The sequence below is a fragment of the Streptomyces sp. M-16 genome, from assembly GCF_052114405.1.
In the GTDB taxonomy this organism is placed as follows: Bacteria; Actinomycetota; Actinomycetes; order Streptomycetales; family Streptomycetaceae; genus Streptomyces.
Genome location: NZ_JBFRER010000013.1, coordinates 64,787 through 87,417 on the forward strand (window position 1 = coordinate 64,787; position 22,631 = coordinate 87,417).

General features: G+C 73.5%; 18 protein-coding genes. 9 read left to right on the plus strand and 9 right to left on the minus strand.

Features of this window, described 5'->3' with window-relative positions:
* Positions 1 to 5 precede the first annotated feature (5 nt).
* The 5 genes from AB4039_RS08940 to AB4039_RS08960 all read right to left on the minus strand — a co-directional run bounded on the left by AB4039_RS08940 (position 6) and on the right by AB4039_RS08960 (position 5,779).
* Complete coding sequence (locus AB4039_RS08940) at positions 6 to 905, minus strand: carbohydrate ABC transporter permease (protein ID WP_266841627.1); 900 nt, start codon at positions 903 to 905, stop codon at positions 6 to 8.
* A 1-nt stretch (position 906) separates the two neighbouring features.
* Positions 907 to 1,788 carry a carbohydrate ABC transporter permease gene (locus tag AB4039_RS08945; RefSeq protein ID WP_442270457.1) on the minus strand — a complete coding sequence of 294 codons (882 nt, stop codon included), beginning with the start codon at positions 1,786 to 1,788 and terminating at the stop codon, positions 907 to 909.
* Between the two features lie 64 nt (positions 1,789 to 1,852).
* A complete protein-coding gene (locus tag AB4039_RS08950; protein ID WP_266839064.1) occupies positions 1,853 to 3,190 on the minus strand; it encodes an extracellular solute-binding protein in 1,338 nt (445 codons plus the stop codon).
* Between the two features lie 80 nt (positions 3,191 to 3,270).
* A complete protein-coding gene (locus AB4039_RS08955) occupies positions 3,271 to 4,503 on the minus strand; it encodes an ROK family transcriptional regulator (RefSeq protein WP_266839063.1) in 1,233 nt (410 codons plus the stop codon).
* Positions 4,504 to 4,708: 205 nt separating this feature from the next.
* Complete coding sequence (locus AB4039_RS08960; protein WP_442270446.1) at positions 4,709 to 5,779, minus strand: mechanosensitive ion channel domain-containing protein; 1,071 nt, start codon at positions 5,777 to 5,779, stop codon at positions 4,709 to 4,711.
* Between the two features lie 263 nt (positions 5,780 to 6,042).
* Here AB4039_RS08960 and AB4039_RS08965 point away from each other — a divergent pair, with 263 nt between their 5' ends.
* Positions 6,043 to 6,579, plus strand: coding sequence for an HNH endonuclease (locus AB4039_RS08965; protein WP_266839061.1), 537 nt, complete (start codon positions 6,043 to 6,045; stop codon positions 6,577 to 6,579).
* A 14-nt stretch (positions 6,580 to 6,593) separates the two neighbouring features.
* Here AB4039_RS08965 and AB4039_RS08970 read toward each other — a convergent pair whose 3' ends face one another.
* Positions 6,594 to 9,584 carry a beta-N-acetylglucosaminidase domain-containing protein gene (locus AB4039_RS08970; protein ID WP_442270447.1) on the minus strand — a complete coding sequence of 997 codons (2,991 nt, stop codon included), beginning with the start codon at positions 9,582 to 9,584 and terminating at the stop codon, positions 6,594 to 6,596.
* A gap of 200 nt (positions 9,585 to 9,784) precedes the next feature.
* Here AB4039_RS08970 and AB4039_RS08975 point away from each other — a divergent pair, with 200 nt between their 5' ends.
* From AB4039_RS08975 to AB4039_RS08985, 3 genes are read left to right on the plus strand one after another with little or no spacing between them, the layout of a single operon-like run.
* The gene (locus AB4039_RS08975) at positions 9,785 to 10,024 is read left to right on the plus strand and encodes a hypothetical protein (protein ID WP_442270448.1); all 240 of its coding nucleotides are present in this window, start codon (positions 9,785 to 9,787) and stop codon (positions 10,022 to 10,024) included.
* A 41-nt stretch (positions 10,025 to 10,065) separates the two neighbouring features.
* On the plus strand, positions 10,066 to 12,060 hold the full coding sequence (locus tag AB4039_RS08980; RefSeq protein ID WP_266839057.1) for a 4-alpha-glucanotransferase: 1,995 nt from the start codon (positions 10,066 to 10,068) through the stop codon (positions 12,058 to 12,060).
* A gap of 20 nt (positions 12,061 to 12,080) precedes the next feature.
* The gene (locus tag AB4039_RS08985; RefSeq protein WP_266839055.1) at positions 12,081 to 12,311 is read left to right on the plus strand and encodes a hypothetical protein; all 231 of its coding nucleotides are present in this window, start codon (positions 12,081 to 12,083) and stop codon (positions 12,309 to 12,311) included.
* Between the two features lie 155 nt (positions 12,312 to 12,466).
* Here the strand turns inward: AB4039_RS08985 and AB4039_RS08990 are convergent, their stop codons facing one another.
* The gene (locus AB4039_RS08990) at positions 12,467 to 12,985 is read right to left on the minus strand and encodes a MarR family transcriptional regulator (protein ID WP_266839054.1); all 519 of its coding nucleotides are present in this window, start codon (positions 12,983 to 12,985) and stop codon (positions 12,467 to 12,469) included.
* A 133-nt stretch (positions 12,986 to 13,118) separates the two neighbouring features.
* Here AB4039_RS08990 and AB4039_RS08995 point away from each other — a divergent pair, with 133 nt between their 5' ends.
* The 3 genes from AB4039_RS08995 to AB4039_RS09005 are packed head-to-tail and all read left to right on the plus strand — an operon-like array spanning position 13,119 to position 15,973.
* Positions 13,119 to 14,084 carry an EamA family transporter gene (locus AB4039_RS08995; RefSeq protein ID WP_442270449.1) on the plus strand — a complete coding sequence of 322 codons (966 nt, stop codon included), beginning with the start codon at positions 13,119 to 13,121 and terminating at the stop codon, positions 14,082 to 14,084.
* A gap of 43 nt (positions 14,085 to 14,127) precedes the next feature.
* Entirely contained in the window at positions 14,128 to 15,069 is a 942-nt protein-coding gene (locus tag AB4039_RS09000; RefSeq protein WP_266839052.1) for a DMT family transporter, read from the plus strand.
* Positions 15,070 to 15,079: 10 nt separating this feature from the next.
* Entirely contained in the window at positions 15,080 to 15,973 is an 894-nt protein-coding gene (locus AB4039_RS09005; protein WP_442270450.1) for a LysR family transcriptional regulator, read from the plus strand.
* A gap of 550 nt (positions 15,974 to 16,523) precedes the next feature.
* Here AB4039_RS09005 and pepN read toward each other — a convergent pair.
* Positions 16,524 to 19,103 carry an aminopeptidase N gene (pepN, locus tag AB4039_RS09010; RefSeq protein WP_442270451.1) on the minus strand — a complete coding sequence of 860 codons (2,580 nt, stop codon included), beginning with the start codon at positions 19,101 to 19,103 and terminating at the stop codon, positions 16,524 to 16,526.
* A 139-nt stretch (positions 19,104 to 19,242) separates the two neighbouring features.
* Between pepN and AB4039_RS09015 the strand changes: the two genes are divergently transcribed.
* Complete coding sequence (locus AB4039_RS09015) at positions 19,243 to 19,773, plus strand: DUF1203 domain-containing protein (protein ID WP_266839049.1); 531 nt, start codon at positions 19,243 to 19,245, stop codon at positions 19,771 to 19,773.
* A 57-nt stretch (positions 19,774 to 19,830) separates the two neighbouring features.
* Here AB4039_RS09015 and AB4039_RS09020 read toward each other — a convergent pair whose 3' ends face one another.
* The gene (locus AB4039_RS09020) at positions 19,831 to 20,862 is read right to left on the minus strand and encodes an aspartate-semialdehyde dehydrogenase (protein ID WP_266839047.1); all 1,032 of its coding nucleotides are present in this window, start codon (positions 20,860 to 20,862) and stop codon (positions 19,831 to 19,833) included.
* Between the two features lie 259 nt (positions 20,863 to 21,121).
* On the opposite strand from AB4039_RS09020, the gene AB4039_RS09025 reads away from it, so the two are divergent.
* A complete protein-coding gene (locus AB4039_RS09025) occupies positions 21,122 to 22,621 on the plus strand; it encodes a M28 family metallopeptidase (protein ID WP_442270452.1) in 1,500 nt (499 codons plus the stop codon).
* Positions 22,622 to 22,631 lie beyond the last annotated feature (10 nt).

A 22,631-nucleotide genomic window follows, 5' to 3' on the forward strand; every position in this document is an offset into this window, starting at 1 on the left:
CGGGCCTAGCCTTTCACTCCGGTCAGGGTGACGCCTTCGACGAACGCCTTCTGGGCGAAGAAGAAGAGGACGATCACCGGGGCCATGACGAGCACGGTCGCCGCCATGGTGAGGTTCCAGTTGGTCTGGTGCGCGCCCTTGAAGGACTCCAGGCCGTAGCTGAGGGTCCAGGCGGCCGGGTTGTCGGAGGCGTAGATCTGCGGGCCGAAGTAGTCGTTCCAGGCGTAGAAGAACTGGAACAGCGCGACGGCGGCGATGCCCGGCTTGGCCATGGGCAGCACCACGCGCAGCAGGGTGCGCAGCTCGCCGCAGCCGTCGACCCGGGCGGCGTCGAGGTATTCGTCGGGGATGGTGAGCAGGAACTGGCGGAGCAGGAAGATGGAGAAGGCGTCGCCGAAGGCCATCGGGACGATCAGCGGCCACAGGGTGCCGGTGAGGTCGAGCTGCCTGGCCCAGAAGAGGTACATCGGGATGACGACCACCTGCGGCGGCAGCATCATCATGGCGATCACCAGCAGCAGCGCGAGCCGCCTGCCGCGGAAGCGGAACTTGGCGAGGGCGTAGGCGACGGGCAGCGAGGAGACCACGGTGAGCAGGGTGCCCAGGCCCGCGTACAGGAGGGTGTTGCGCCACCAGGTGAGGAACCCGGGGGTGTTCCAGACCTTGGCGTAGTTGCCCCACTCCCAGGTGCGCGGCCACAGGTCGCGGGTGAGCGTCTGGTGGTCGCTCATCAGGGAGGTGAGGAAGAGGAAGACGAAGGGGAGGACGAAGAACAGGGCGGCGGCCACGCCGAGGGCGTGGACGGCGATCCAGTTCAGGACGGCCCTGCGGGTCTGCGGCCGGGCCGGCGGCGCCGGCTCGTCGGCGGGCGGCCGGGTGCGGGGGGCCTTCTCGGTCAGGGTCATCTCAGTCACCGGCTCCGATCAGTCCGCCACGGCGGCGCATCAGGAGCGCGGTGAAGGCCATGGAGAGGGCGAACAGCACCAGGGCGACGACGCAGGCGGCTCCGTAGTCGAAGCGCTGGAAGCCGACGTTGTAGACGAGCTGGGGCAGGGTCAGGGTGGACTTGTCGGGGTAGCCCGGTTCGAACTGCTGGCCCGAGCCGCCGATGACACCGGCGGCCACCTTTCCGGCGACCAGCGGCTGCGTGTAGTACTGCATGGCCTGGATGACCCCGGTGACCACGGCGAACAGGACGATCGGGGAGATGTTCGGCAGGGTGATGTGCCGGAAGCGGGCCCAGGCGCCGGCCCCGTCGAGCTCGGCGGCCTCGTACTGCTCCTTCGGTACGTCGAGCAGCGCGGCCATGAAGATCACCATCAGGTCGCCGACCCCCCACAGCGCGAGGGCGGTGAGCGCGGGCTTGGACCAGGAGGCGTCGGTGAACCAGCCGGGCGTCGGCAGCCCCATGCCGTCGAGCAGGGTGTTGACGGGGCCGGTGCCGGGGTTGAGGAGGAAGACGAAGGCGAGGGTCGCGGCCACCGGCGGGGCCAGGTAGGGCAGGTAGAACAGGGTGCGGAAGATCCCCGCCCCGGTCTTGATCTTCGTGATGAGCAGGCCGACGCCGAGGCCGAAGACGACCCGGCAGCTCACCATGACGACCACCAGCCAGAGCGTGTTGCGCATGGCCGGCCAGAAGAGCGGATAGTCGGTGAAGACGTAGCTCCAGTTGGCCAGGCCGTTGAAGACGGGCGGGCGGAAGCCGTCGTAGCGGGTGAAGGAGAAGTACACGGTCGACAGCAGCGGGTAGGCGAAGAAGACGGCGAAGCCGATCAGCCAGGGCGACATGAACGCGGCGGTCCGCAGGGCCGCCCGGCGCCGCTTGGCCCGCGGGGTGTACGGGGCCACCGGGCTACTTCGCCTTCGCGATGTCGGTGTCGATCTGCCGGTCGGTGGCGGCGAGACCGGCCTGGAGGTCGGGCACGTCGCCCTTCTCGAACCGGTACGCGAAGTCCTGGAGGGTCAGCTGGTAGGTGCCGCCGTCCGGCTGGGCCGGGGTGGTGTTCGACTTCGAGTTCCCGGCGATGTCGAGGAAGGTCTTCAGCTCGGGGGTCACCTTGAGGTCCGGGGACTGCAGGGCGGCCAGCGTGGAGGGCAGGTTGTGGATGGAGTTGGCGAAGGCGACGACGGCCGCGGTGTCGGTGGTCATGTACTTCACCAGCTCCCAGGCGGCGTTCTGCTTGCGGCTCGCCGAGGAGATGCCCATGATCGTGCCGGAGAGGTAGCCCTTGCCGTAGTCGCCCACCTGGTCGTCCGGTACGGGCAGCGGGGCGGTGCCGATCTCGAAGCCGACCCCGGCCTCCTTGGCCATGGCGGCGCGCCATTCGCCGTCGATCTGCATGGCCACCTGGCCCTTGTTGAAGGGGTGTGCGGTGCTCCATTCGTCACCGAAGCCGGCGCGGAACCTCTCCAGCTTCTCGTAGCCCCCGAGCTGGGCGATCAGGTCCTTCTGGGCGGTCAGCATCTTCGCGAAGGCCGGGTCCTTCGCGAGGTTGGAGCTGCCGTCGGCGGCGAAGTAGGTGGGGCTCCACTGCGCGGCCAGGCGCATCGGGGTGGTCTCGTAGCCGTGGAAGGTGGGCATCACGCCGAGCTGGTCGTAGGAGTCCCCGTTGGGCTTGGTCAGCTTCCGGGCGTCCTCGACGAACTGGCTCCAGGTCACCGGGGGGGCGGTGATCCCCGCGTCCGCGAAGGCGGTCTTGTTGTAGACGAGGCCGTAGGCGTCGTGCAGCAGCGGGAGCGCGCACTGGTTGCCCTTGAACTGGGTGTATTCCAGCAGGATCTTGGGGAAGACCTTCGTCTTGTCGACGCCGGACTTGTCGAGGAAGGGGTTCAGGTCGGCGAAGGCGCCGGAGTTGCAGAACTTGCCGACGCTGTCGGTGCTGAAGGAGGAGACCACGTCGGGGGACTTGTCCCCGCCCGCGCGCAGCGCCTGGTTGACCTTGTCGTCGGTCATGTCGCCGGTGACCTCGACCTTGATGTTCGGGTGCGCCTTCTCGAAGCGGGCGATGTTCTCCTCGATCGCCTTCACCTCGGAGGGCGCGGCCCAGCCGTGCCAGAACTTCAGGGTGACGTCCGCCTTCGGGTCGTCGGAGGCGGTGCCGGCGCTCTGTCCCGTACAGGAGGTGGCGAGTACGGAGAGGGCGGCCAGGGCGGTGGCCGCGGTGGTCAGTCGTCGTCCGGTTCTGGGCATGACGGTGCTCGCTCTCTGGGGGAGGAACTTCCGGTGGGATTGCCGGTGAGGGGGGTGCGGGGGCGGGTGCGGGTGCGGGGTCAGCGGGAGGTGTCGAAGACTTCCTCGCGGGTGGCGGCCAGGGCGCTCTCCAGCGCGCCGCGCAGGACGGGCCGTTCGTGCACCTCGCCGGCGACCAGCCGGGGCCGGGAGGGGGCGAGTTCGGCGAGCTCGTCCCGCAGGAGGGTGCGCAGGGGGTCGCCGCCCGCGCTGATCGCGGCCCCGGACAGGACCACGAGCTCCGGGTCGAGGACGGCGACCATCGAGGCGAGTCCGGTGGCGAGGACGGTCGCGTAGGACCGCAGGAAGTCCAGGTGGGGCCCCTCGGGTTCGGCGGCGGCCCGCCGCAGCAGGGCCACCGCGGCGGCCACCTGCGGTCCCGGCGCGGCGGGGCCGGTTCCGGTCCCCGCGCCGGGCACCTCGGGGACCGCGACGCCGTGTTCGCGGGCGAGGCGGGGCAGTACCTGGGCACCGGCCAGCTCCTGGTAGCCACCGGAGTTGACCCGGGTGACCTGCCGGACCAGGGGGTGTCCGGGGACGGGCAGGAAGCCGACCTCGCCGGCGCCTCCGGTCCAGCCGCGGTGCAGCCGGCCGCCGAGCACCAGGGCGGCGCCGAGGCCCTCCTCGTTCCAGAGCAGGACGAAGTCCTCGTGGCCGCGGGCCGCGCCGAGGCGCTGCTCGGCGACGGCGGCGAGGTTCACGTCGTTCTCGTACTCGACCGGCATGGGCAGGGCCGCGGCCAGTTCGTCGAGCAGGGTGGGGGAGTGCCAGCCGGGGAGGTGGCTGGCGTAGCGCAGCCGGCCGGTCTGCGGGTCGAAGGCGCCCGGGGTGGCGATGACGAGGCGGTGCAGGTCCTCGCGGTGGAGTCCGGCGGCCGCGACGGCTCCGTCGAGGGCCGCGGTGACCTGTGCGACGGCTTCGGCGCCCTCGGCGTAGGGCAGCTCGAAGCAGCCGACGACGGTGCCGCTCAGATCGGCGACGGCCGCGACCACCCCCTCGGGGGTCACGTCGAGCCCGCCGACGTGGGCGGCGCGGGCGTTGAGGGCGTAGAGCTGGGCGTTCGGCCCGGGGCGGCCGCCGTCGGTGCCGGTGGCCACGACCAGCCCGGCGGCCTCCAGACGGGCGAGCAACTGCGAGGCGGTGGGCTTGGACAGGCCGGTCAGGTGCCCGATCCGGGTCCGGGAGAGCGGGCCGTGCGTCAGCAGCAGCTCCAGGGCGGCGCGGTCGTTCATGGCGCGCAGCAGGCTGGGGGTTCCGGGCGTGGCGGCGGGCATGGGGCTGGGTCTCCCTCACCGAGGTGAACTGTTAGGTAAGTTTCCTATTGGCGTCTGAGCCGTGTCAATGGCGGTGCCGGGTGCGGTGCAGCGGGCCGTGCGGGGGGCGGTGCAGGGGGGTGTGCCGGACCGGGGGGTGCAGACGCCGCTGCCCCGCCGGTGGGGACCGGCGGGGCAGCGGGTGGAGCGCGAGGGGCCTCCGGGGCTACTTGGAGATCCGGGGGTTGCCGGGCGAGGCCGGCGCCGGGATCGGGGTGGTGGCCATGGACTGCGGGGAGGAGGGGTTGGCCAGCGCCGAGGGCGGGGCGACGGAGGCGGCCGGGTCCGGGCTCTCCTCCGGCTCGGAGGAGTCCGGCAGACCGCCGATGATCCGGATGCCCGCGGCGTCGAAGGCCTCCTTGATCCGCCAGCGCAGCTCGCGCTCCACGGCGAACTGCTGGCCCGGCATGGTCTTCGCCGACACCTTCACCGTCATCGAGGCCAGCAGCACCTCGTCCAGGCCCAGCACCTCCACCGGCCCCCACAAGCGCTCGTCCCACGGGGACTCCTTCGCCAGGGAGTCCGCGACACCCTGGACCACCCGGCGGATGTGCGCGAGGTTCTCCGTGGGCTTGACCTGCACGGCCACGCCGGCGGTGGCCCAGCCCTGGCTGAGGTTGCCGATCCGCTTGATCTCGCCGTTGCGGACGTACCAGATCTCACCGTTGTCGCCGCGCAGCTTCGTCACGCGCAGTCCGACCTCGATCACCTCGCCGGAGGCCACCCCGGCGTCGATCTTGTCGCCGACGCCGTACTGGTCCTCCATGATCATGAACACGCCGGAGAGGAAGTCCGTCACCAGGTTGCGGGCACCGAAACCGATCGCGACACCCGCCACACCGGCGCTCGCCAGCAGCGGGGCCAGGTCGATCTTCAGGGCGGCCAGTACCATCAGCGCCGCCGTGCCGAGGATCAGGAACGAGGCCACCGACCGCAGTACCGAACCGATCGCCTCGGACCGCTGGCGCCGCCGCTCGGCATTGACCAGCAGCCCGCCCAGCGCGGTGCCCTCGACGGCCTCGGCGCTGGTGTTCATCCGGCTTATGAGCTTGGTCAGGGCCTTGCGGACCACCGAACGCAGCAGCGCCGCTATCACGACGATCAGCAGAATGCGCAGGCCGATGCTCAGCCAGGTGGCCCAGTTCTCCTCGATGAAGCTCGCGGCGTTGGTCACGCTCTCGGCGGCGTCGTCGGTGGTGTTCGCTGCCAACGGGAGCAGGGTGGCGGGCGAGGGCACGGCGGGGAACCTCCAGGCATAGCGGTCTGCCCGCGGGACGTGGGTGCGGGACAGACCAACCACACTAACGGGGCACGGGCCCGACGCCGTTGTCGTGTTCGAGGGAGAGCCCCGACTCGCCGGGGGATGACAGGGGGTGTGGTCGAAAACACCTCGGACCCGTTACGGGCGCGTGGTGGCGCTTCGACCAGCCGTAAGGGGAAACTGGAGAGCAGATCGTCCCGGCGCGAGCCACGCGCCGCCGGCGTACAAGGAGGCAGTCCGTGCCGCACGTCCTGGTCCTCAACGCGTCGTACGAGCCCCTCGGCGTCGTACCGCTCCGCCGCGCGCTCGTCCTCGTCCTGGAGAACAAAGCGGTCTCCCTGGAAGAATCGGGCGCCTTTCTGCACAGCGCGACGAGAGCCGTCCCCGCTCCCAGCGTGGTCCGGCTCAAGCGCTTCGTGCGGGTCCCCTACCGGGGGCCCGTTCCACTCACCCGCCGCGCGCTCTTCGCCCGCGACGGTGGCCGCTGCATGTACTGCGGGGCCGTCGCCACCAGCGTCGACCACGTCATCCCGCGCAGCCGGGGCGGCCAGCACGTCTGGGACAACGTCGTCGCCGCGTGCCGCCGCTGCAACCACGTCAAGGCCGACCGGCACCTGCTGGAGCTCGGCTGGCGGCTGCGCCACCAGCCCGCCCCGCCGTCCGGCCTGGCCTGGCGGATCATCGGAACGGGCCACCGGGATCCCCGCTGGATGCCGTACCTCCAGCCGTACGGTGCGGACGACGCGCTGGAGCGCATCGGGGTCGCCGCGTCATAGGGGCGCGTACCCGACTACGGGACCACCGAGAAGGCCGAGGCCGACCAGAGGCTGCAGCCGAAGCGGGTCGCCCGGCGGTCGCAGGTGACGCGGACGAACCGGGTGTCCGGAGCGTCCAGCCGGACGGTGTCCACACCGCCCCGCGAGGTCACCGCGACGGCCGGGCGCCAGCTCACGCCGTCGGCGGACGTCTCGACCCGGTAGGCGGAGGGGTACGCCTCCTGCCAGTGCAGGCGCAGCAGCCCGATCCGGGCCGGGGCCGCCAGTTCCGCCCGCCACCAGGCGCCGTCCACCGCCGGCGAGGACCACCGGGTGGCGTCCGAACCGTCCACCGCCGCCGACGCCGGGAAGCCCGGACCCTCGTCCGCCGAGGAGGAGGCCCGCGCGCCGCGCAGCAGGTCCGGCCCGCCGGTGCGCGGCACGGCCCGCACGGTCAGGGTGCGCGTCTCCCCGGCGAAGGCCACGGGGACGGCGTAGGTCCCGGCCGGGGTGCCCGCCGGCACGGTCACCTCCAGCGGGACGGACACCCGCGTGCCGCGCGGCACCACCACGTCTCCCGGCACCCGGACGCCCACCCCGGCCGGCGGGGCCGCCGTGAACGGGCCGCGCACCTCGCCCGGCCCCAGGGCCGACAACTGCGCGGTCACCGTCCGCGGGCCGCCACCGATCTCCACGTCGGCCGGCGCCCCGTCGGCCAGGTCGAGGCGGACCCGCGGCCCGTCCGCGAACCACGGCACCACCGCGTGGACCACCGGGTCGGCGCCCGTCCACGACAGCCGCACGGCGTCGGCGCGCACCCCGGCCGCGTCGGCCTGGGTCCACCCGGAGACGGTCGCCTCGCCGATCCGGCGCCAGCCCTCGCCCGGTACCCGCACCTCCACCACCGCGCCCCGCGCGTCGGCGGCCGGCGGGTCCGTCATGACGGTGACCGCGGACAGCGGGCGCGCGGAGTCCAGCCGGACCGTCCAGGAGCCGGGAGCGTGCTCCACGGTGCCCTCCTGGCGGGCCGCGCCCGTCCAGGCGTCGGACTCCTCGGCCGCCCTCTTCAGGAAGGGGTCCAGCACGGAGGTGTCCACCCGGGCCCCGCCCTTCTCGGCCAGGGCCCGCCGTGCCGCGTCCAGTTCCCGCGAGGCCCGCCAGGCGGCGGCCCCGTCGCCGCGGGCCTCGGCCCGCAGCAGGTCCACGGCCAGCTCGCCCGCGGCCCCGTAGCGCGAGAGCCGCTCCAGCCAGGGGCCCGCCTCGGCGGCGTACGAGGGCAGCCGGGCCGGGGCTTCCCGCAGCACGGTGAAGGCCGCCCGCAGCCGCTCGCCCGCCTTGGGGTCACCGGTGGCGCGGGCCCGCCAGAACTCCTCCACCAGCGGCTTCAGGTACGCGGACTCCTCCAGCTTGAGCCCCGAGGAGGCGGTGTTGCCGGCCAGGGCGGCCAGCGCCTCGCGGGTGCGCCGGTCGGGGCCCGCCAGTTCGCGCACCGCCGCGGCCCAGGACTCCCCGGCCCGGTAGCCGCGCGGGTTCCAGGCGTAGTCCGCCGCCGTGAACAGCGGGATCCGCGACAGGGTGCCCTGTTCCATGGCGTTGGCCAGCACCCCGGCCGAGCCTCCGGCCACCGCCGGGTCGCGGCCCGCGTAGGGGCCGAGGAAGATGCGGCCCGGGTCCCAGTCGTTGACCGGGTAGTTGTCCATGGTGACCAGCGGGTGCCCGAGCGCGGACCGGGCTCCGGCCAGCTCCTTGCCCGTGATGGTGCGCGGCACCACGCCCACGCCCGTCCAGGCCACCTCCACCCGGGGGTCCAGCGCGCCGGCCAGCGCCGTCCGGTAGGTGGTGGCGCCGTCCTGGAAGTACTCGGTCGGCAGCAGCGACAGCGGGGCGGACCCCGGGTGCCGGGCGGCCAGGTGCGCCGCCAGTTCGCCCGCGACCTCCGCGTGCGCCTTCGCCGCCGCCGCGGGACCCGTGCCGTACCGGACCCGGTCGGCCCGGCAGCCCCACTCCGTGTAGCTGACGTCCTGGAACTGCAGCTGGAAGGCCCGGAAGCCCAGCTCCCACATGGCGTCCACCTTGCGCAGCAGCGCCGCCCGTTCGTCCGCCGAGGCCAGGCACATGGACTGCCCCGGTGACACCGCCCAGGCGAGGACCACCCGGTTGGCGCGGGCCCGTTCCGTCAGGGCCCGGAACTCCTCCTGCCGCTCCGGCGGGTAGGGGTCGCGCCAGCCCGTCGTGCGGTACGGGTCGTCGCCGGGGGCCAGCAGCAGGCGGTTCTGCTTGGTGCGGCCCAGGAAGTCGATCTGGGCGAGCCGCTGCTCCCGCGACCAGGGCTGCCCGTAGAACCCCTCGGTGACCCCGCGCACGGGGGCGATCGGCCAGTCGCGCACCAGCATCCCGGGCACCTTCCCGGGCCCGGCCGCCAGCAGTTGACGCAGCGTCTGCGCGGCGTGGAACAACCCGTCCTCGCCCACCCCGGCCAGCGCGACCGTGTCCCGGCCGCCGGTGCGGCCCACCGCCAGCCGGTATCCGCCGTCGGGCAGGTCGCCGGCCGCGGCCGCGCCGAGGGAGCGCAGCGCGGCCTCGGCGTCGGGGCCCTGGAGCCGTACGACGAGGGCCCGTTCGGGCAGCGCGGCCCCGGGGGTCCGCTCGTGCAGGGTCCGTACGCCCGCCCCGCGCAGGGCGGTGCGCACCACCTCGGCGGCGTACGGGTCCACGTCGTGCGGCGCGACCAGCACGGCCTCCGCCCCCACCGGCAGCTCCCGTCCCGGATCGGCGACGGCCGACTGCGGCCGGGGCCACACGGCGGGCCCCTCGGCGGCGGTTCGCGGGGGATCGGAGCCCGGGTCGAGCAACGGTACGGGGACCGCGGCGGAAGCGGCGGCCGAGCCGCCGTCGGGACGCGGCGTACCGGAGGTCTTCGGCGAGGCGGTGATGCCCTGCGGGGTCGCGGCGACCGCCCCGCCGAGCAGGCTCCCGATGACGGCGACCGCCGCCGCGGTGCTCCGCTTCCTGCCCCTGAGCTGCACGGAGCCTCCCCGTCCCGAGTCGTCCCCCGCTCGTACGAACGAGCCAGAGCCCACCACCCACGCGGCTGAAGTGTCAATCGGGGCGGGTGATCTGACCTGGATCCGCCAGGAATGCGATGCCCCCGACTGGGTATGGCTGCGGTGTTCACCGGGGGTGTTGCATGGGCGCGTCCGACGGACCCGCACGAAGGAGTGCTCCCATGAACGCCCGAACCGCCGCCCGAACCGCCGCCCGAACCGCCGTCCGCACCACCGCCCGTGCCCACGCCCCGCTCGCCCACCTGCCCGCCCCGTCCGGGCCGGCGCAGGGCCCCCTCACCAGCGAGCCCCCGCTGGCCGGCTCCGCGTACGCGCCGCTGACCAGCGAACCCCCGCTGCTGGAGGAGGCCCCGCTCACGAGCGAGCCGACCACCCCCGCACCGTCCGCCGCGGGCCTCTAGGGCACCGGGCGGACCGCCCCACCCCACGACAAGGGAGCTCCATGGACGACCTCGCCCGGCTCGCGGCCCTGCACGGCGTCGCCACCCGCTACCAGCCCGCCGAGGACGTCACCGTCGACGTCCCCGAGGCCACGGTCCGGGCCGTCCTCGGGCTGATCGGGGTACCGGTCGACACCGCCGGGGACGTCCGGGGCCTGGCCGACTCCGCCGAACGGGAGCGGGCCGCGCGGCTGCTGCCGGCGACCGTCGTGCAGTGGCGCGGGGAGGCCGTCCCGGCCGCCCTGGCCGCGCTGCCGCCCGGCACCCGGCTGCGGGTGGCCCCCGAGGACGGGGCGGCGCAGCGGGACTGGGACGCGGAGCTGCCCCTCGGGGTCCACCGGCTCACCGCGCGGGCCCCCGACGGGCGCACCGCCGGGGCCACCCTGATCGTGGCCCCGGACCGGGCGCCGGCCACCCCCGGCCGGGCCCACGGGCTCCTGGTCCAGCTGTACTCGCTGCTCTCGGAGCGCTCCTGGGGCATGGGCGACCTCGGGGACCTGGCGGAGCTGGCCCGCTGGGCGGCCCGCACCCACGGCGCCGGGTTCGTCCAGGTCAACCCGGTGCACGCGGCCGTTCCCGGCACGCCGACCGACCCCTCCCCGTACCGGCCGGCCTCGCGCCGCTTCCCCGACCCGGTGTACCTGCGGGTCGAAGACGTCCCCGAGTACGCGCACTGCCCGGAGCGGGCCGCACTCGACGAACTGGCCTCCCGGGGCGGGCGGCTGCGCCGGGAGGTGCTGGAGAAGGGCGCCCTGATCGACCGGGACGCCGTCTGGGACCTCAAGCGCGCCGCCCTGGAACTGCTGTACGCCGTACCGCGTTCCCCCGTACGGCAGGCCGCCTACGAGGAGTTCCGCGCCGGGCAGGGCGCCCCGCTGGAGCGGCACGCCGCCTGGTGCGCGGCGGCCGCGGGGGAGGATCCGGCGGAGCGCGCCGACTTCCACGCCTGGCTGGTGTGGCTGACGGACGAGCAGCTCACGGCCGCCCAGCGGGCCGCCCGGGAGGCCGGGATGGCGGTCGGGATCGTGCACGACCTCGCGGTGGGAGTGCACCCCGAGGGCTCCGACGCCCGGACCGGGCCCTTCCACGCCCGGCACGTCTCGGTGGGCGCGCCGCCGGACGCCTTCAACGCGCGGGGCCAGGACTGGGGGCTGCCGCCCTGGCGCCCCGACGTCCTGGAGGAGTCCGCGTACGCGCCCTTCCGGGACCTGCTGCGCGGTGTGTTCCGCTACGCGGGCGCGGTGCGCGTCGACCACGTCATGGGCCTGTTCCGGCTCTGGTGGATCCCCGAGGGAGCCCCGCCCGCCGAGGGCACGTACGTCTCCTACGACGGCGAGGCGATGCTGGCCGTCCTGGTGCTGGAGGCCCATCGGGCCGGGGCGCCGGTGGTCGGGGAGGACCTGGGGACGGTGGAGCCGCGGGTGCGCCGCGCGCTGGCCCGGCGCGGGATCCTGGGCACCTCCGTGCTGTGGTTCGAGCGGGACTGGTCCGGCGACGGCGATCCGCTGCCGCCCGGGGCCTGGCGGGAGGACTGCCTGGCCACCGCCACCACCCACGACCTGCCGCCCAGCGCGGCGAAGCTGGCCGGGGCGCACGTCGAACTGCGCGACCGGCTCGGTCTGCTGACCCGCCCGCCGGAGCGGGAGCGGGCCGAGGACGCCGCCGACACCGCGCAGTGGCTGCGGGTACTGGACGGGCTCGGGCTGGATACCAAGGGCGAAGAGGCCGCCGTGCAGGCCCTGTACGCCTTCCTGCTGCGCACTCCCGCCCGGCTGGTCGGCGTGTGGCTGCCGGACGCGGTGGGGGACCGGCGGCCGCAGAACCTGCCGGGCACCTGGGACCAGTACCCCAACTGGCGGCTGCCGGTCGCGGACGAGGCGGGCCGTCCGCTGACCCTGGAGGCACTGACGGCCTCGCCCCGGGCGAACGCCCTGCTGAGCGCGGTGCGGGAGGGGGCGGGGACCCGTACGGCACCCCCGGGCGCGCGCCCGCTTTAGGTGTTCGCTACTTTGGCACCGTGGACAAGAAGAACGCTCTGCGCGCCGGCGCCGTCACGGCCGGATCGACGCTGATGATGCTGCTGATGACGTCTCCCGCCCTCGCGCTCACCCGCGACGACGGCGACGACCCGGGTCCGGGCCTGAGCATTGGCGAGACGCTCGGCCTCTACGTGGCCCTGCCGATCGTGCTGTTCCTGGTCATCGCGGGTCTCGTGATGGTCGGCGACAAGTCGCGCAAGCAGCAGTAACACCAGAACGGACGTGGGCCGGCCCGACGGGGCGGCGCCACTCCTGAAGACTTCCGGGGCGCCGGAGGTCCACCCGCCCGGCTCCGGCCCGGCGCGGGCGGACCTCCGGCGCCCCGTCGTGTCCGCGGCCGCCCGGAAGGGACGGTCCGGTGCACCTAGGGCTGCGGGACGTCGGCCAGCAGCTTGCGGAGCAGTCCCGTCAGGACGTCGACCTCCTCGGCGTCGAACCCCTTGAGGGCGGCGGCCTGCGTCTCCAGGCCGGCCCCGACCGCCTCGTCGATGAGCGCGAGTCCGCGCTCGGTGATGGTGACCTGGAGGCCGCGGCGGTCGTGCGGGTCCGGGCTGCGCGTGAGCAGTCCGGCCTTCTCCAGCTTGTCCAGGCGCCCGGTCATGCCGCCGGTGGTGAGCATGAGCGTGGCCGACAGCTGGCGGGGCGAGAGCGTGTACGGGGCCCCGGAGCGCCGCAGCGTGGCGACGACGTCGAACTCCCCGGTGGAGATCCCGTAGCGGTTGTAGACCCGCTCCATCGCGTCGCCCATGGCCCGGGCGATCCGGTAGATCCGGCCGAAGACGCTCATGGGGGCGGTGTCCAGGTCCGGTCGTACCGCGAACCACTGTGCGGTGATCGCGTCGACGGCGTCCTTGCTGGTTTCTTCCCTGATGGCCTGGTTCATGTCCGAAGTATCCAAGTTCCGCTTCCTCGTTCGCAAGGAAGTAGCTTGCGGAAAACTAGCTTAGTAGTAAGCTACTTACGAGCGATCTAGTTGGGGGCAGCGGGCTCCCGGTCGCCGCCGCCGAGGAGTCGCCGTGAACCGCGTCGCCACCATCGCACTGACCGCGCTGGCCCCCATCTCCTGGGGCTCCACGTACGTCGTCGCCAGCGAGCTACTGCCGCCCGACCGGCCGCTCTTCACCGGGGCCATGCGGGCCCTGCCCGCCGGACTGCTGCTGATAGCCCTCTCCAGGACCCTCCCCAAGGGCGCCTGGTGGTGGAAGTCCGCCGTCCTCGGCACCCTGAACATCGGGGCCTTCTTCCCCCTCCTCTTCCTCGCCGCCTACCGGCTGCCCGGCGGTGTCGCCGCCGTACTGGGCGCCGCGGGCCCGCTGTTCGTCGTGGGCCTCGCGGCCCTCCTCCTGGGGGAACGGGCCAGGCTGCGCCACGTGCTCGCCGCCGTGGTCGCCGCGTTCGGCGTGAGCATGGTGGTGCTGACCGCGGAGGCGGAGCTCGACCTCATCGGCGTCATCGCCGGCATCGTCTCCTCCGCCTCCATGGGCGCCGGCACCGTGATGACCAAGCGTTGGGGGCGCCCCGAGGGCGTCGGCCCGCTGGCCGTGACCGGCTGGCAGCTCACCGCGGGCGGACTCGTCATCATCCCCATCGCCGCCCTCGTCGAAGGGGCCCCGCCCGCCCTCGACGGCAAGGCCTTCCTCGGCTACGGCTACATGATGCTGATCAACACCGGAGCCGCGTACGTCCTCTGGTTCCGCGGCATCGGCAAGCTCTCCGCCACCTCCGTCACCCTGCTCGGCCCGCTCTCCCCGCTCACAGCCGCCGTCATCGGCTGGGCCGCGCTGGGCCAGGCGCTGACCCCGATCCAGCTGGTGGGCATGGCGATCGCCTTCGGAGCCACCGTCTTCGGGCAGCTCCCGGGCCGCGCCGACCGCGCCTCCGCGGCCCGGGCGGTCGCGACACCCGAGGAACCGTTCAGTTCTCCTGAAGCAACCGATCGAAATGTTTCGATGGACCTGAGCAATGCGGAGATGCGACGGTAGGGCACATCCAGACCGGCTCCAGAACCGAGGGGGAGACACCCAGGTGGCCGTCACCGACCGCGCCCGAACCGTTTCGCAGGAACAGCAGCAGTCCGACAGCGGACGCGGGAAGAAGGGGGCCGCCGGGGTCGGCGTCCTCCTCGCCCTGCTCGCGACGGTCGTCTGGTCCGGCAGCTTCGTGGCCACCCGGGGCATGGCCGGGTCCGTCCCGCCCGTCCAGGCCGTCTTCTGGCGCTGGATCATCGCCGCCCTCGCGGTCGCCCCCTTCGCGGCCCGGCAGGCCTGGCAGCAGCGGGCCCTGATCCGCAAGCACCTCGGCTACGTCGGCCTCGCCACCCTCTTCGGCGTCACCCTCTACAACACCCTCGTCCACCAGGCCGGCCTGACCACCTCCGCCTCCAACATGGGCATGATCATGGCTGCTTCGCCGGTCATCATGGCTCTCTACGCCCGCCTCGGCGGCGAACGGCTCGGCATCCGGCGGACCTTCGGGATGCTGCTCGCGGCCTTCGGGGTCCTGCTCCTCGTCGGAGACGGATCGCTCGGCTTCGACTTCACCGCCGGCGACCTGTGGATGTTCGCCGCCGCGCTCTCCTTCGCCACCTACAGCGCGCTCCTGAAGCGCAAGCCCGCCGAGATCGGCGGCCTCGCCTTCCTGATCACCACCTTCGTGCTCGGCGCGCTGATGCTGGCCCCCGCCTACGCCGTCTCCCTCCACGTGCAGGGCGGCTTCGAGGCCACCGCCGGGACGGTCGGACCGCTGCTCTACGTCGGCGTGTTCTCCTCCGCCGTCGCCTTCTTCGCCTGGAACAAGGCCATCTCGATCATCGGCGCCGCCCGCGCGGGGGTCGTCTACTACCTCCAGCCGGTCTGCGTGGCGGGCCTGGGCCTGCTGCTCCTCGGCGAGCGCACCGGCCCGGCCGAACTGCTCAGCATGGTGCTGATCCTCGGCGGAGTCGGGCTGGCGAGTGTCACCCGGAGGTAGGTTCGGGGGCGTGATCGAGTGGGACATCAAGAAGCTGCGGATCCTGCGGACGCTGGCCCACCGGGGGACCGTCACCGCGACGGCCGAGGCGCTGCACATGACGCCCTCGGCCGTTTCGCAGCAGCTGACCAACCTCGCCCGGCAGCTGGGGGTCCCGCTGCTGGAGGCCCAGGGGCGCCGGGTCCGGCTCACCGACGCCGCCCACCTGGTGCTGCGTCACACCGAGGACGTCTTCGCCCAGCTGGAGCGGGCAGACGCCGAACTCACCGGGTACCTGGCCGGGGAGACCGGGGAGGTCCGGATCGGCGCCTTCTCGACCGCCGTACCGGTGCTCGTCGTCCCCGCCGTCGCGGCCCTGCGGCGCAGCCACCCCGGGATCGAGGTCCGGATCCGGGAGACCGAGGCCGCCGAGTCCTACGAACTCCTCTCCGCCGGGGTCGTCGACCTCGCGCTGTCCCTCGCCGCCCACGCCCCGGGCGCCGGTGACCCCCGCTTCACCCGGGTCACCCTGCTGGAGGACCCCCTGGACATCGCGCTGCCGCCCGGCCATCCGCTGGCCGCGGCGCGGGGCCTGCGGCTGGCCGACCTGGCCGGGGAGCGGTGGATCTACGGGGGCAGCGGACCCTGGTCGGAGATCACCCGCAGCGCGTGCGAGGCGGCGGGGTTCCTACCGGAGCAGGCGCACTCGGCGTCCGGGTGGACGGCGATCCTGGCGATGGTGGAGGCGGGGATGGGGGTCGCGCTCGTACCGCGGATGGTGTCGGGGCGGGCGGAGGGGGTCGCGGTGCGGGTCCTRCACCAGGACCTGCCCACGCGGCACGTGATCGCCGCCCTGCGGCGGGGCTCGGAATCGGCCCCCGCCCTGGCCCGCGTCCTGACGGCCCTCCAGTCCGCGGCCGTCTGACCGGGGCGCCGCCGCTGCGCGGGGCCGTCCCCTACCCGCCCTTCCTCCGTTCCCGCCTCAGACGCCGGCGCGGCTGAAGACACGGGCGCGACCCGTGCCCGTGCCGGGTGCGGCTCCCGACACGGCGCTCCGCGCCCGCGCCTCAATCGCCGGCGGGGCTGGAATTGCCCTGCGGGCAATCCAGCCGGGCGGGGCACCCACCGGGCAGAGTGTCCACCGGCCGGAAAACCAGCCGGGTGGGGAATCCAGCGCGGGGGCATCCAGCCGGGCGGCCAATCCAGCGGGGCGGGCAATCGGGCCGGCCAAATCCAGCCCCGCCGGCGTTTGAGGCGCGGGGGTCCGGGGGCGGAGCCCCCGAAGGGTCCGGGCGGAGCCCGGGGAACGGTGGAAGGGCGGGTAGGGGACCAGCCCCGCGCAGCGGCAACCCACCCGCACCCGGCCCGGCCACGCCGGCACCGGGGCGAAGCTCCGGACGCGGAACGGCCCCGCCCGGCCCCGCGAAGGGGCGGGCGGGGCCGGGGGCGTCAGCCGGGGGCGTCAGCCGGGGGCGTCAGCCCTGGGTGGCGGCGGCCGCGTCGGCGGCCTGGGCCTTCAGGGCACGCTCGACCCCCGCCCGGGACTCCGACACCAGCCGCCGCAGCCCCGCGTTCGGCTCGGCCGAGGCCAGCCACGCGTCGGTCGCGTCGAGCGTCTCCTGCGAGACCTGCAACGACGGGTACAGACCCACCGCGATCTGCTGGGCGATCTCGTGGCTGCGGGTGTCCCAGATCTCCTTGACCACGGCGAAGTACTTCTGCGCGAACGGCGCGAGCAGCTCCCGCTGGTCGCTCTGGACGAAGCCGCCGATCACGGCCTCCTGCACCGCGTTCGGCAGGTCCGCGGAGTCGATCACCGACGCCCACGTCTCCGCCTTGGCGGCGGCCGTCGGCCGCGCGGCACGGGCCGTCGCCGCGTGGCGCTCGCCCGCCGCCGTCGCGTCCCGCTCCAGCTCGGCCGCGATGGCCGGCTCGTCCGCGACGCCGGTGGCGACCAGGCGCTCCAGGAACGCCCACCGCAGCTCGGTGTCCACGACCAGGCCCTCGACGGTCTCGGAACCGTCCAGCAGCGCCGCCAGGTACGCGAGCTGCTCCTCGGTACGGGCCGTCGCCGCGAAGGCCCGTGCCCACGCCAGCTGGTGGTCGCTGCCCGCCTCGGCCGTCCGCAGGTGCTCCCGCGTGGCCTCGGTCCAGGTCGCCAGGCCCTGCTCCCGCCACGCCGGGTCGGCGTACAGGTCCACGGCCAGCTTCACCTGGCGGTGCAGGGACTGCACGACGCCGATGTCGGACTCCTTGCCGATGCCCGACAGGACCAGCGCCAGGTAGTCGCGGGCGGCGAGCTCGCCGTCGCGGGTCATGTCCCAGGCGGAGGCCCAGCACAGGGCGCGCGGCAGCGACTCGGTGAAGTCGCCCAGGTGCGCGGTGACGTTGGCCAGCGACACCTCGTCCAGGCGGACCTTGGCGTAGGACAGGTCGTCGTCGTTGAGCAGCACCACGGCCGGACGGGCGCGGCCCACCAGCTCCGGCACCGCCGTCCGCTCGCCGTCGATGTCCAGCTCGACGCGGTCCGTGCGGACCAGCTTGCCGTCCTGGAGCTCGTACAGGCCGACCGCGATGCGGTGCGGGCGCAGCACCGGCTCGCCCTTGGCGCCCGCGGGCAGGGCCGGGGCCTCCTGGCGGACGGCGAAGGCGGTGATGACGCCGTTCCCGTCCGTCTCGACCTCCGGGCGCAGGATGTTGATGCCCGCCGTCTCCAGCCACGCCTTCGACCATGCGGTCAGGTCGCGGCCGGAGGTCTCCTCCAGCGCGCCCAGCAGGTCGGACAGCCGGGTGTTGCCGAACGCGTGCGCCTTGAAGTAGGCCTGCACGCCCTTGAAGAAGGCGTCCATGCCGACGTAGGCGACGAGCTGCTTGAGGACCGAGGCGCCCTTGGCGTACGTGATCCCGTCGAAGTTGACCAGGACGTCGTCCAGGTCACGGATGTCCGCCATGATCGGGTGCGTCGACGGCAGCTGGTCCTGGCGGTACGCCCAGGTCTTCATGGAGTTGGCGAAGGTGGTCCAGGCGTGCGGCCACTTCGAGCCCTCCGCGTACGCCTGACAGGCGATGGAGGTGTACGTCGCGAACGACTCGTTCAGCCACAGGTCGTTCCACCACTCCATGGTGACCAGGTCGCCGAACCACATGTGCGCGAGCTCGTGGAGGATCGTCTCCGCGCGGACCTCGTACGCCGCGTCCGTCACCTTGGAACGGAAGACGTACTGGTCGCGGATGGTGACCGCACCGGCGTTCTCCATCGCGCCCGCGTTGAACTCGGGGACGAAGAGCTGGTCGTACTTGGCGAAGGGGTAGTCGTAGGCGAACTTCTCCTGGAACCAGTCGAAGCCCTGCCGGGTCACGTCGAAGATCGCGTCCGCGTCGAGGAACTCGGCGAGCGAGGGGCGGCAGTAGATGCCGAGCGGGACGGACTGCCCGTCCTTGCCCTCGTACGAGCTGTGGACGGCGTGGTACGGGCCGACGATCAGCGCGGTGATGTACGAGGAGATCCGCGGGGTCGGCTCGAAGGCCCACACCCGGTCCTTCGGCTCCGGCGTCGGGGAGTTCGAGATGACCGTCCAGCCCTCCGGGGCCGTCACGGTGAACCGGAACGTCGCCTTCAGGTCGGGCTGCTCGAAGCTGGCGAAGACCCGCCGCGCGTCCGGCACCTCGAACTGGGTGTACAGGTAGGCCTGCTGGTCGACCGGGTCGACGAAGCGGTGCAGGCCCTCGCCGGTGTTGGTGTAGGCGCAGTCGGCGACCACGCGGAGCTCGTTGGCCCCGGCGGCGAGCCCGGACAGGGCGATCCGCGAGTCGTGGAAGACGGCGGCGGCGTCCAGCGCCTCGCCGTTCAGGACGACCTCGTGCACGGCCGGCGCGACCAGGTCGATGAAGGTCTCGGCGCCGGCCTCGGCCGACTCGAAGCGCACGGTGGTCACGGACGGGAAGGTGCCGCCCTCCTGCGCACCGCTGAGATCCAGTTCGACCTCGTACGAGTCGACGGTGAGCAGCTTCGCCCGCTGCTGAGCCTCTTCACGGGTGAGATTCGTGCCAGGCACGCGGTCATCTCCTTTGATGGTGACGTTGCCCCGCCATCCTTCCACGCGCTCCGCGTCACCGCGCCGGACTAATCCACGGGCGAACGCGCGGTCCGATTCCCGCCGGCCCCGGCGGACCGGGCGGGGCACGATCGCAGTCATGACCTCCTCCACCGTCCGCGCCGCCGGAACCCCTTCCGCCGTCCTGCCCCGCCCCCTCGCCCCCGACGCCCTCGCCGAGCTGCGCCGGCGCGACGATGCGGGCCGGCCCTGCCTGCCGTACGAGGACCCGGAGGGCGGGGCCCCGCTGCGCTGCTGCCTGCGCCGCAGCCGGGCGGGCGAGCGCATCGCCCTGGTCTCCTACGCGCCGCTGCGCCGCTGGGCGGCCGGGGCCGGCGCCGATCCGGGGGCGTACGACGAGCAGGGGCCGGTGTTCGTGCACGCCGGCCCCTGCGCGGGTCCGCCGCGGGACGGCCGCCTGCCGTTCGGGACGCCGGGGGCTCTGCGCGTCGCCCGGCGCTACGACGCGGGCGGCCGGATCCTCGGCGGGCGCGTACTGGACCTCGGCGAGGAGCCCGACGCGGTCGTCCGGCAGGCGCTGGCCGAGGCCTTCTCCGACCCGGAGGTCGCCCTCGTGCACGTCCGCGCGGCGGAGTACGGCTGCTTCCTCTACGAGGTGCGGCGGCCGTGAAACGGGGGAGGGGCGGGCGCCGTACGGCACCCGGCCCTCCCGCGCCCGGGGCCCGGATCAGCCCTGGCGCAGCTCCTCGGCCACGAGCTCGGCGATCTGGACGGCGTTCAGCGCGGCGCCCTTGCGCAGGTTGTCGTTCGACAGGAACAGCGCGATGCCGTTGTCCACCGTCTCGTCGACGCGGATGCGGCCCACGTACGAGGCGTCCTTGCCGGCCGCCTGGAGGGGGGTCGGGATCTCGGACAGCTCGACGCCGGGGGCGTCCCCCAGCAGCTCGTAGGCGCGCTCGACGCTCAGCGGGCGGGCGAAGCGGGCGTTGACCTGCAGGGAGTGACCCGAGAAGACGGGGACGCGCACGCAGGTGCCGGAGACCTTGAGCTCCGGGATCTCCAGGATCTTGCGGGACTCGTTGCGGAGCTTCTGCTCCTCGTCGGTCTCGAAGGAGCCGTCGTCGACCAGGTTGCCCGCGAGCGGGACCACGTTGTAGGCGATCGGGCGCTTGTAGACGGCGGGCTCCGGGAAGTCCACCGCGCCGCCGTCGAAGGTCAGCTGGTCGGCGGCCTCGGAGACCGCGCAGGCCTGGCCCTTGAGCTCGGCCACGCCGGCCAGGCCCGAGCCGGAGACGGCCTGGTAGGTGGTGGCGACCAGCGCGGTCAGGCCGGCCTCGTCGTGGAGCGGGCGCAGCACGGGCATCGCGGCCATCGTGGTGCAGTTCGGGTTCGCGATGATGCCCTTGGGACGGTTCTTGATCGCGTGCGGGTTGACCTCGGAGACGACGAGCGGGACCTCGGGGTCGCCGCGCCAGGCGGAGGAGTTGTCGATCACGACGGCGCCCTGGGCGGCGACCTTCTCGGCCAGGGCCCGGGAGGTGGAGCCGCCGGCGGAGAAGAGCACGATGTCCAGGCCGGAGTAGTCGGCCGTGGAGGCGTCCTCGATGGTGATCTCGCGGCCCTCCCACTCCAGGGTCGAGCCCGCCGAACGGGCCGAGGCGAACAGCCGCAGCTCGTCCACCGGGAACTTGCGCTCGGCCAGGATGCCGCGCATGACTCCGCCGACCTGTCCGGTGGCTCCGACGATTCCGACCCTCACGGTGACTCCTCTTGGTACGTAGGCGCGGGCGCGCGTGAGGCCATCATGCGTTCGACCCCACGAGGATTGTCCAATCCATTGTCCGAGACGCGGACGGTGTCCGGGATGTGAACCTGTGTGGCGAGTCCGTGGCGGGCGTGTTGCAGGCCCCCCGAACATCCGTTTTGCCTGGTCAAGGCCGGTTAGCGTCCGGTCTGCCGTGCCCGTTATCCGGACACGGCGTACCAGACATCGGAACGCTCACCTCGGGGAGAACACCGTGCGGGACATCCGCCACCGCCGCCGGTCGATACCGGCCCTCGCCGCCCTCGCGGCCGCCGCCGTCGCCGCGCCGCTCCTGATCGCCGCCGCCCCGGCGTCGGCCCACGACAACGACCACCGGGACCGGCGCGGGGCCAAGCTGGCCAAGGAGCTCGTGGAGGAGGTCACCGCCCGCGGGGCCTACCGCCACCTCGCGAAGTTCCAGCAGATCGCCGACGCCAACGGCGGCAACCGCGCCGCGGGCACCCCCGGCCAYGCGGCCTCCGCCGCCTACGTGCACGACACCCTGAAGAAGGCCGGGTACGACGTCTCGTACCAGGACTTCGACATCTACGAAGCGCACACCAGGACGGAGAAGACCACCGTCCTCGGCGAGGGCGGGCGCGAGCTGGCGACCGCCGCCTTCACCTTCACCGCGTCCACCCCGGCCGGCGGCCTCGTCGCCCCGCTCGCCCTCGCCCGGGTCGACGAGACCCCCGGCTGCACCGCCGACGACTACCCGGTCGGCGCCTTCGCCGGGAAGATCGCCCTGGTCAAGCGGGGTGCCTGCACGTTCGTGGAGAAGCAGAGGGCCGCCGCCGCGGCGGGCGCCCTCGGCGTGATCGTCTACAACCACAGCGGCACCACGCCGGTGCGCGGCGGCTTCTCCTCCCCGGCCGAGGGGGTCATCCCGAGCGCGGGCATCACCCTGGCCGACGGCGAGGCGCTGACCGCGGCCGCCGCCCGGGGCGAGGTGAAGGTGCGCCTGGACCTGGACCAGGAGCACGTGAAGAAGACCACCCGCAACGTGATCGCGGAGACGAAGGGCGGCCGCGCCGACCGCGTGGTGACCCTCGGCTCCCACCTGGACTCGGTTCCCGAGGGCCCCGGGATCAACGACAACGGCTCGGGTTCGGCGGGTCTGCTGGAGGTGGCCCTGAAGCTCGCGGACGAGGGCGCCAACAAGAAGGGCGGGGCGACCGCGAACAAGGTGCGCTTCGCCTGGTGGTCGGCGGAGGAGCTGGGCCTGCTCGGATCCGAGCACTACGTGGCGCAGCTGTCCGCGCGGCAGAAGAAGGACATCGCCCTCTACCTGAACTTCGACATGATCGCCTCGCCGAACCCGGCGCAGTTCGTCTACGACGGCGACGACTCGGACAGGACCGGCGAGGGCGCGGGCCCGGCCGGCTCGGCGCAGATCGAGGCGCTGATCAACGGCTTCCTCGACAGGAAGGGCAAGCCGCACGAGGGCAGTGACTTCGACGGCCGCTCCGACTACGGCCCGTTCATCGCGAACGGCATCCCGGCGGGCGGCACCTTCACCGGAGCCGAGGGCGTCAAGACGGCGGAGCAGGCCAAGCGCTACGGCGGCACGGCCGGGGCCCCGTACGACCCGAACTACCACGGGGCCGGCGACACCCTGAAGAACCTGGACCTCAAGGCCTTCGACACCAACCTGGACGTCATCGCCCACGCGGTGGGCACCTACGCGCAGGACCTGAGCTCGATCGGCAGGTAGCGCGGCCCGG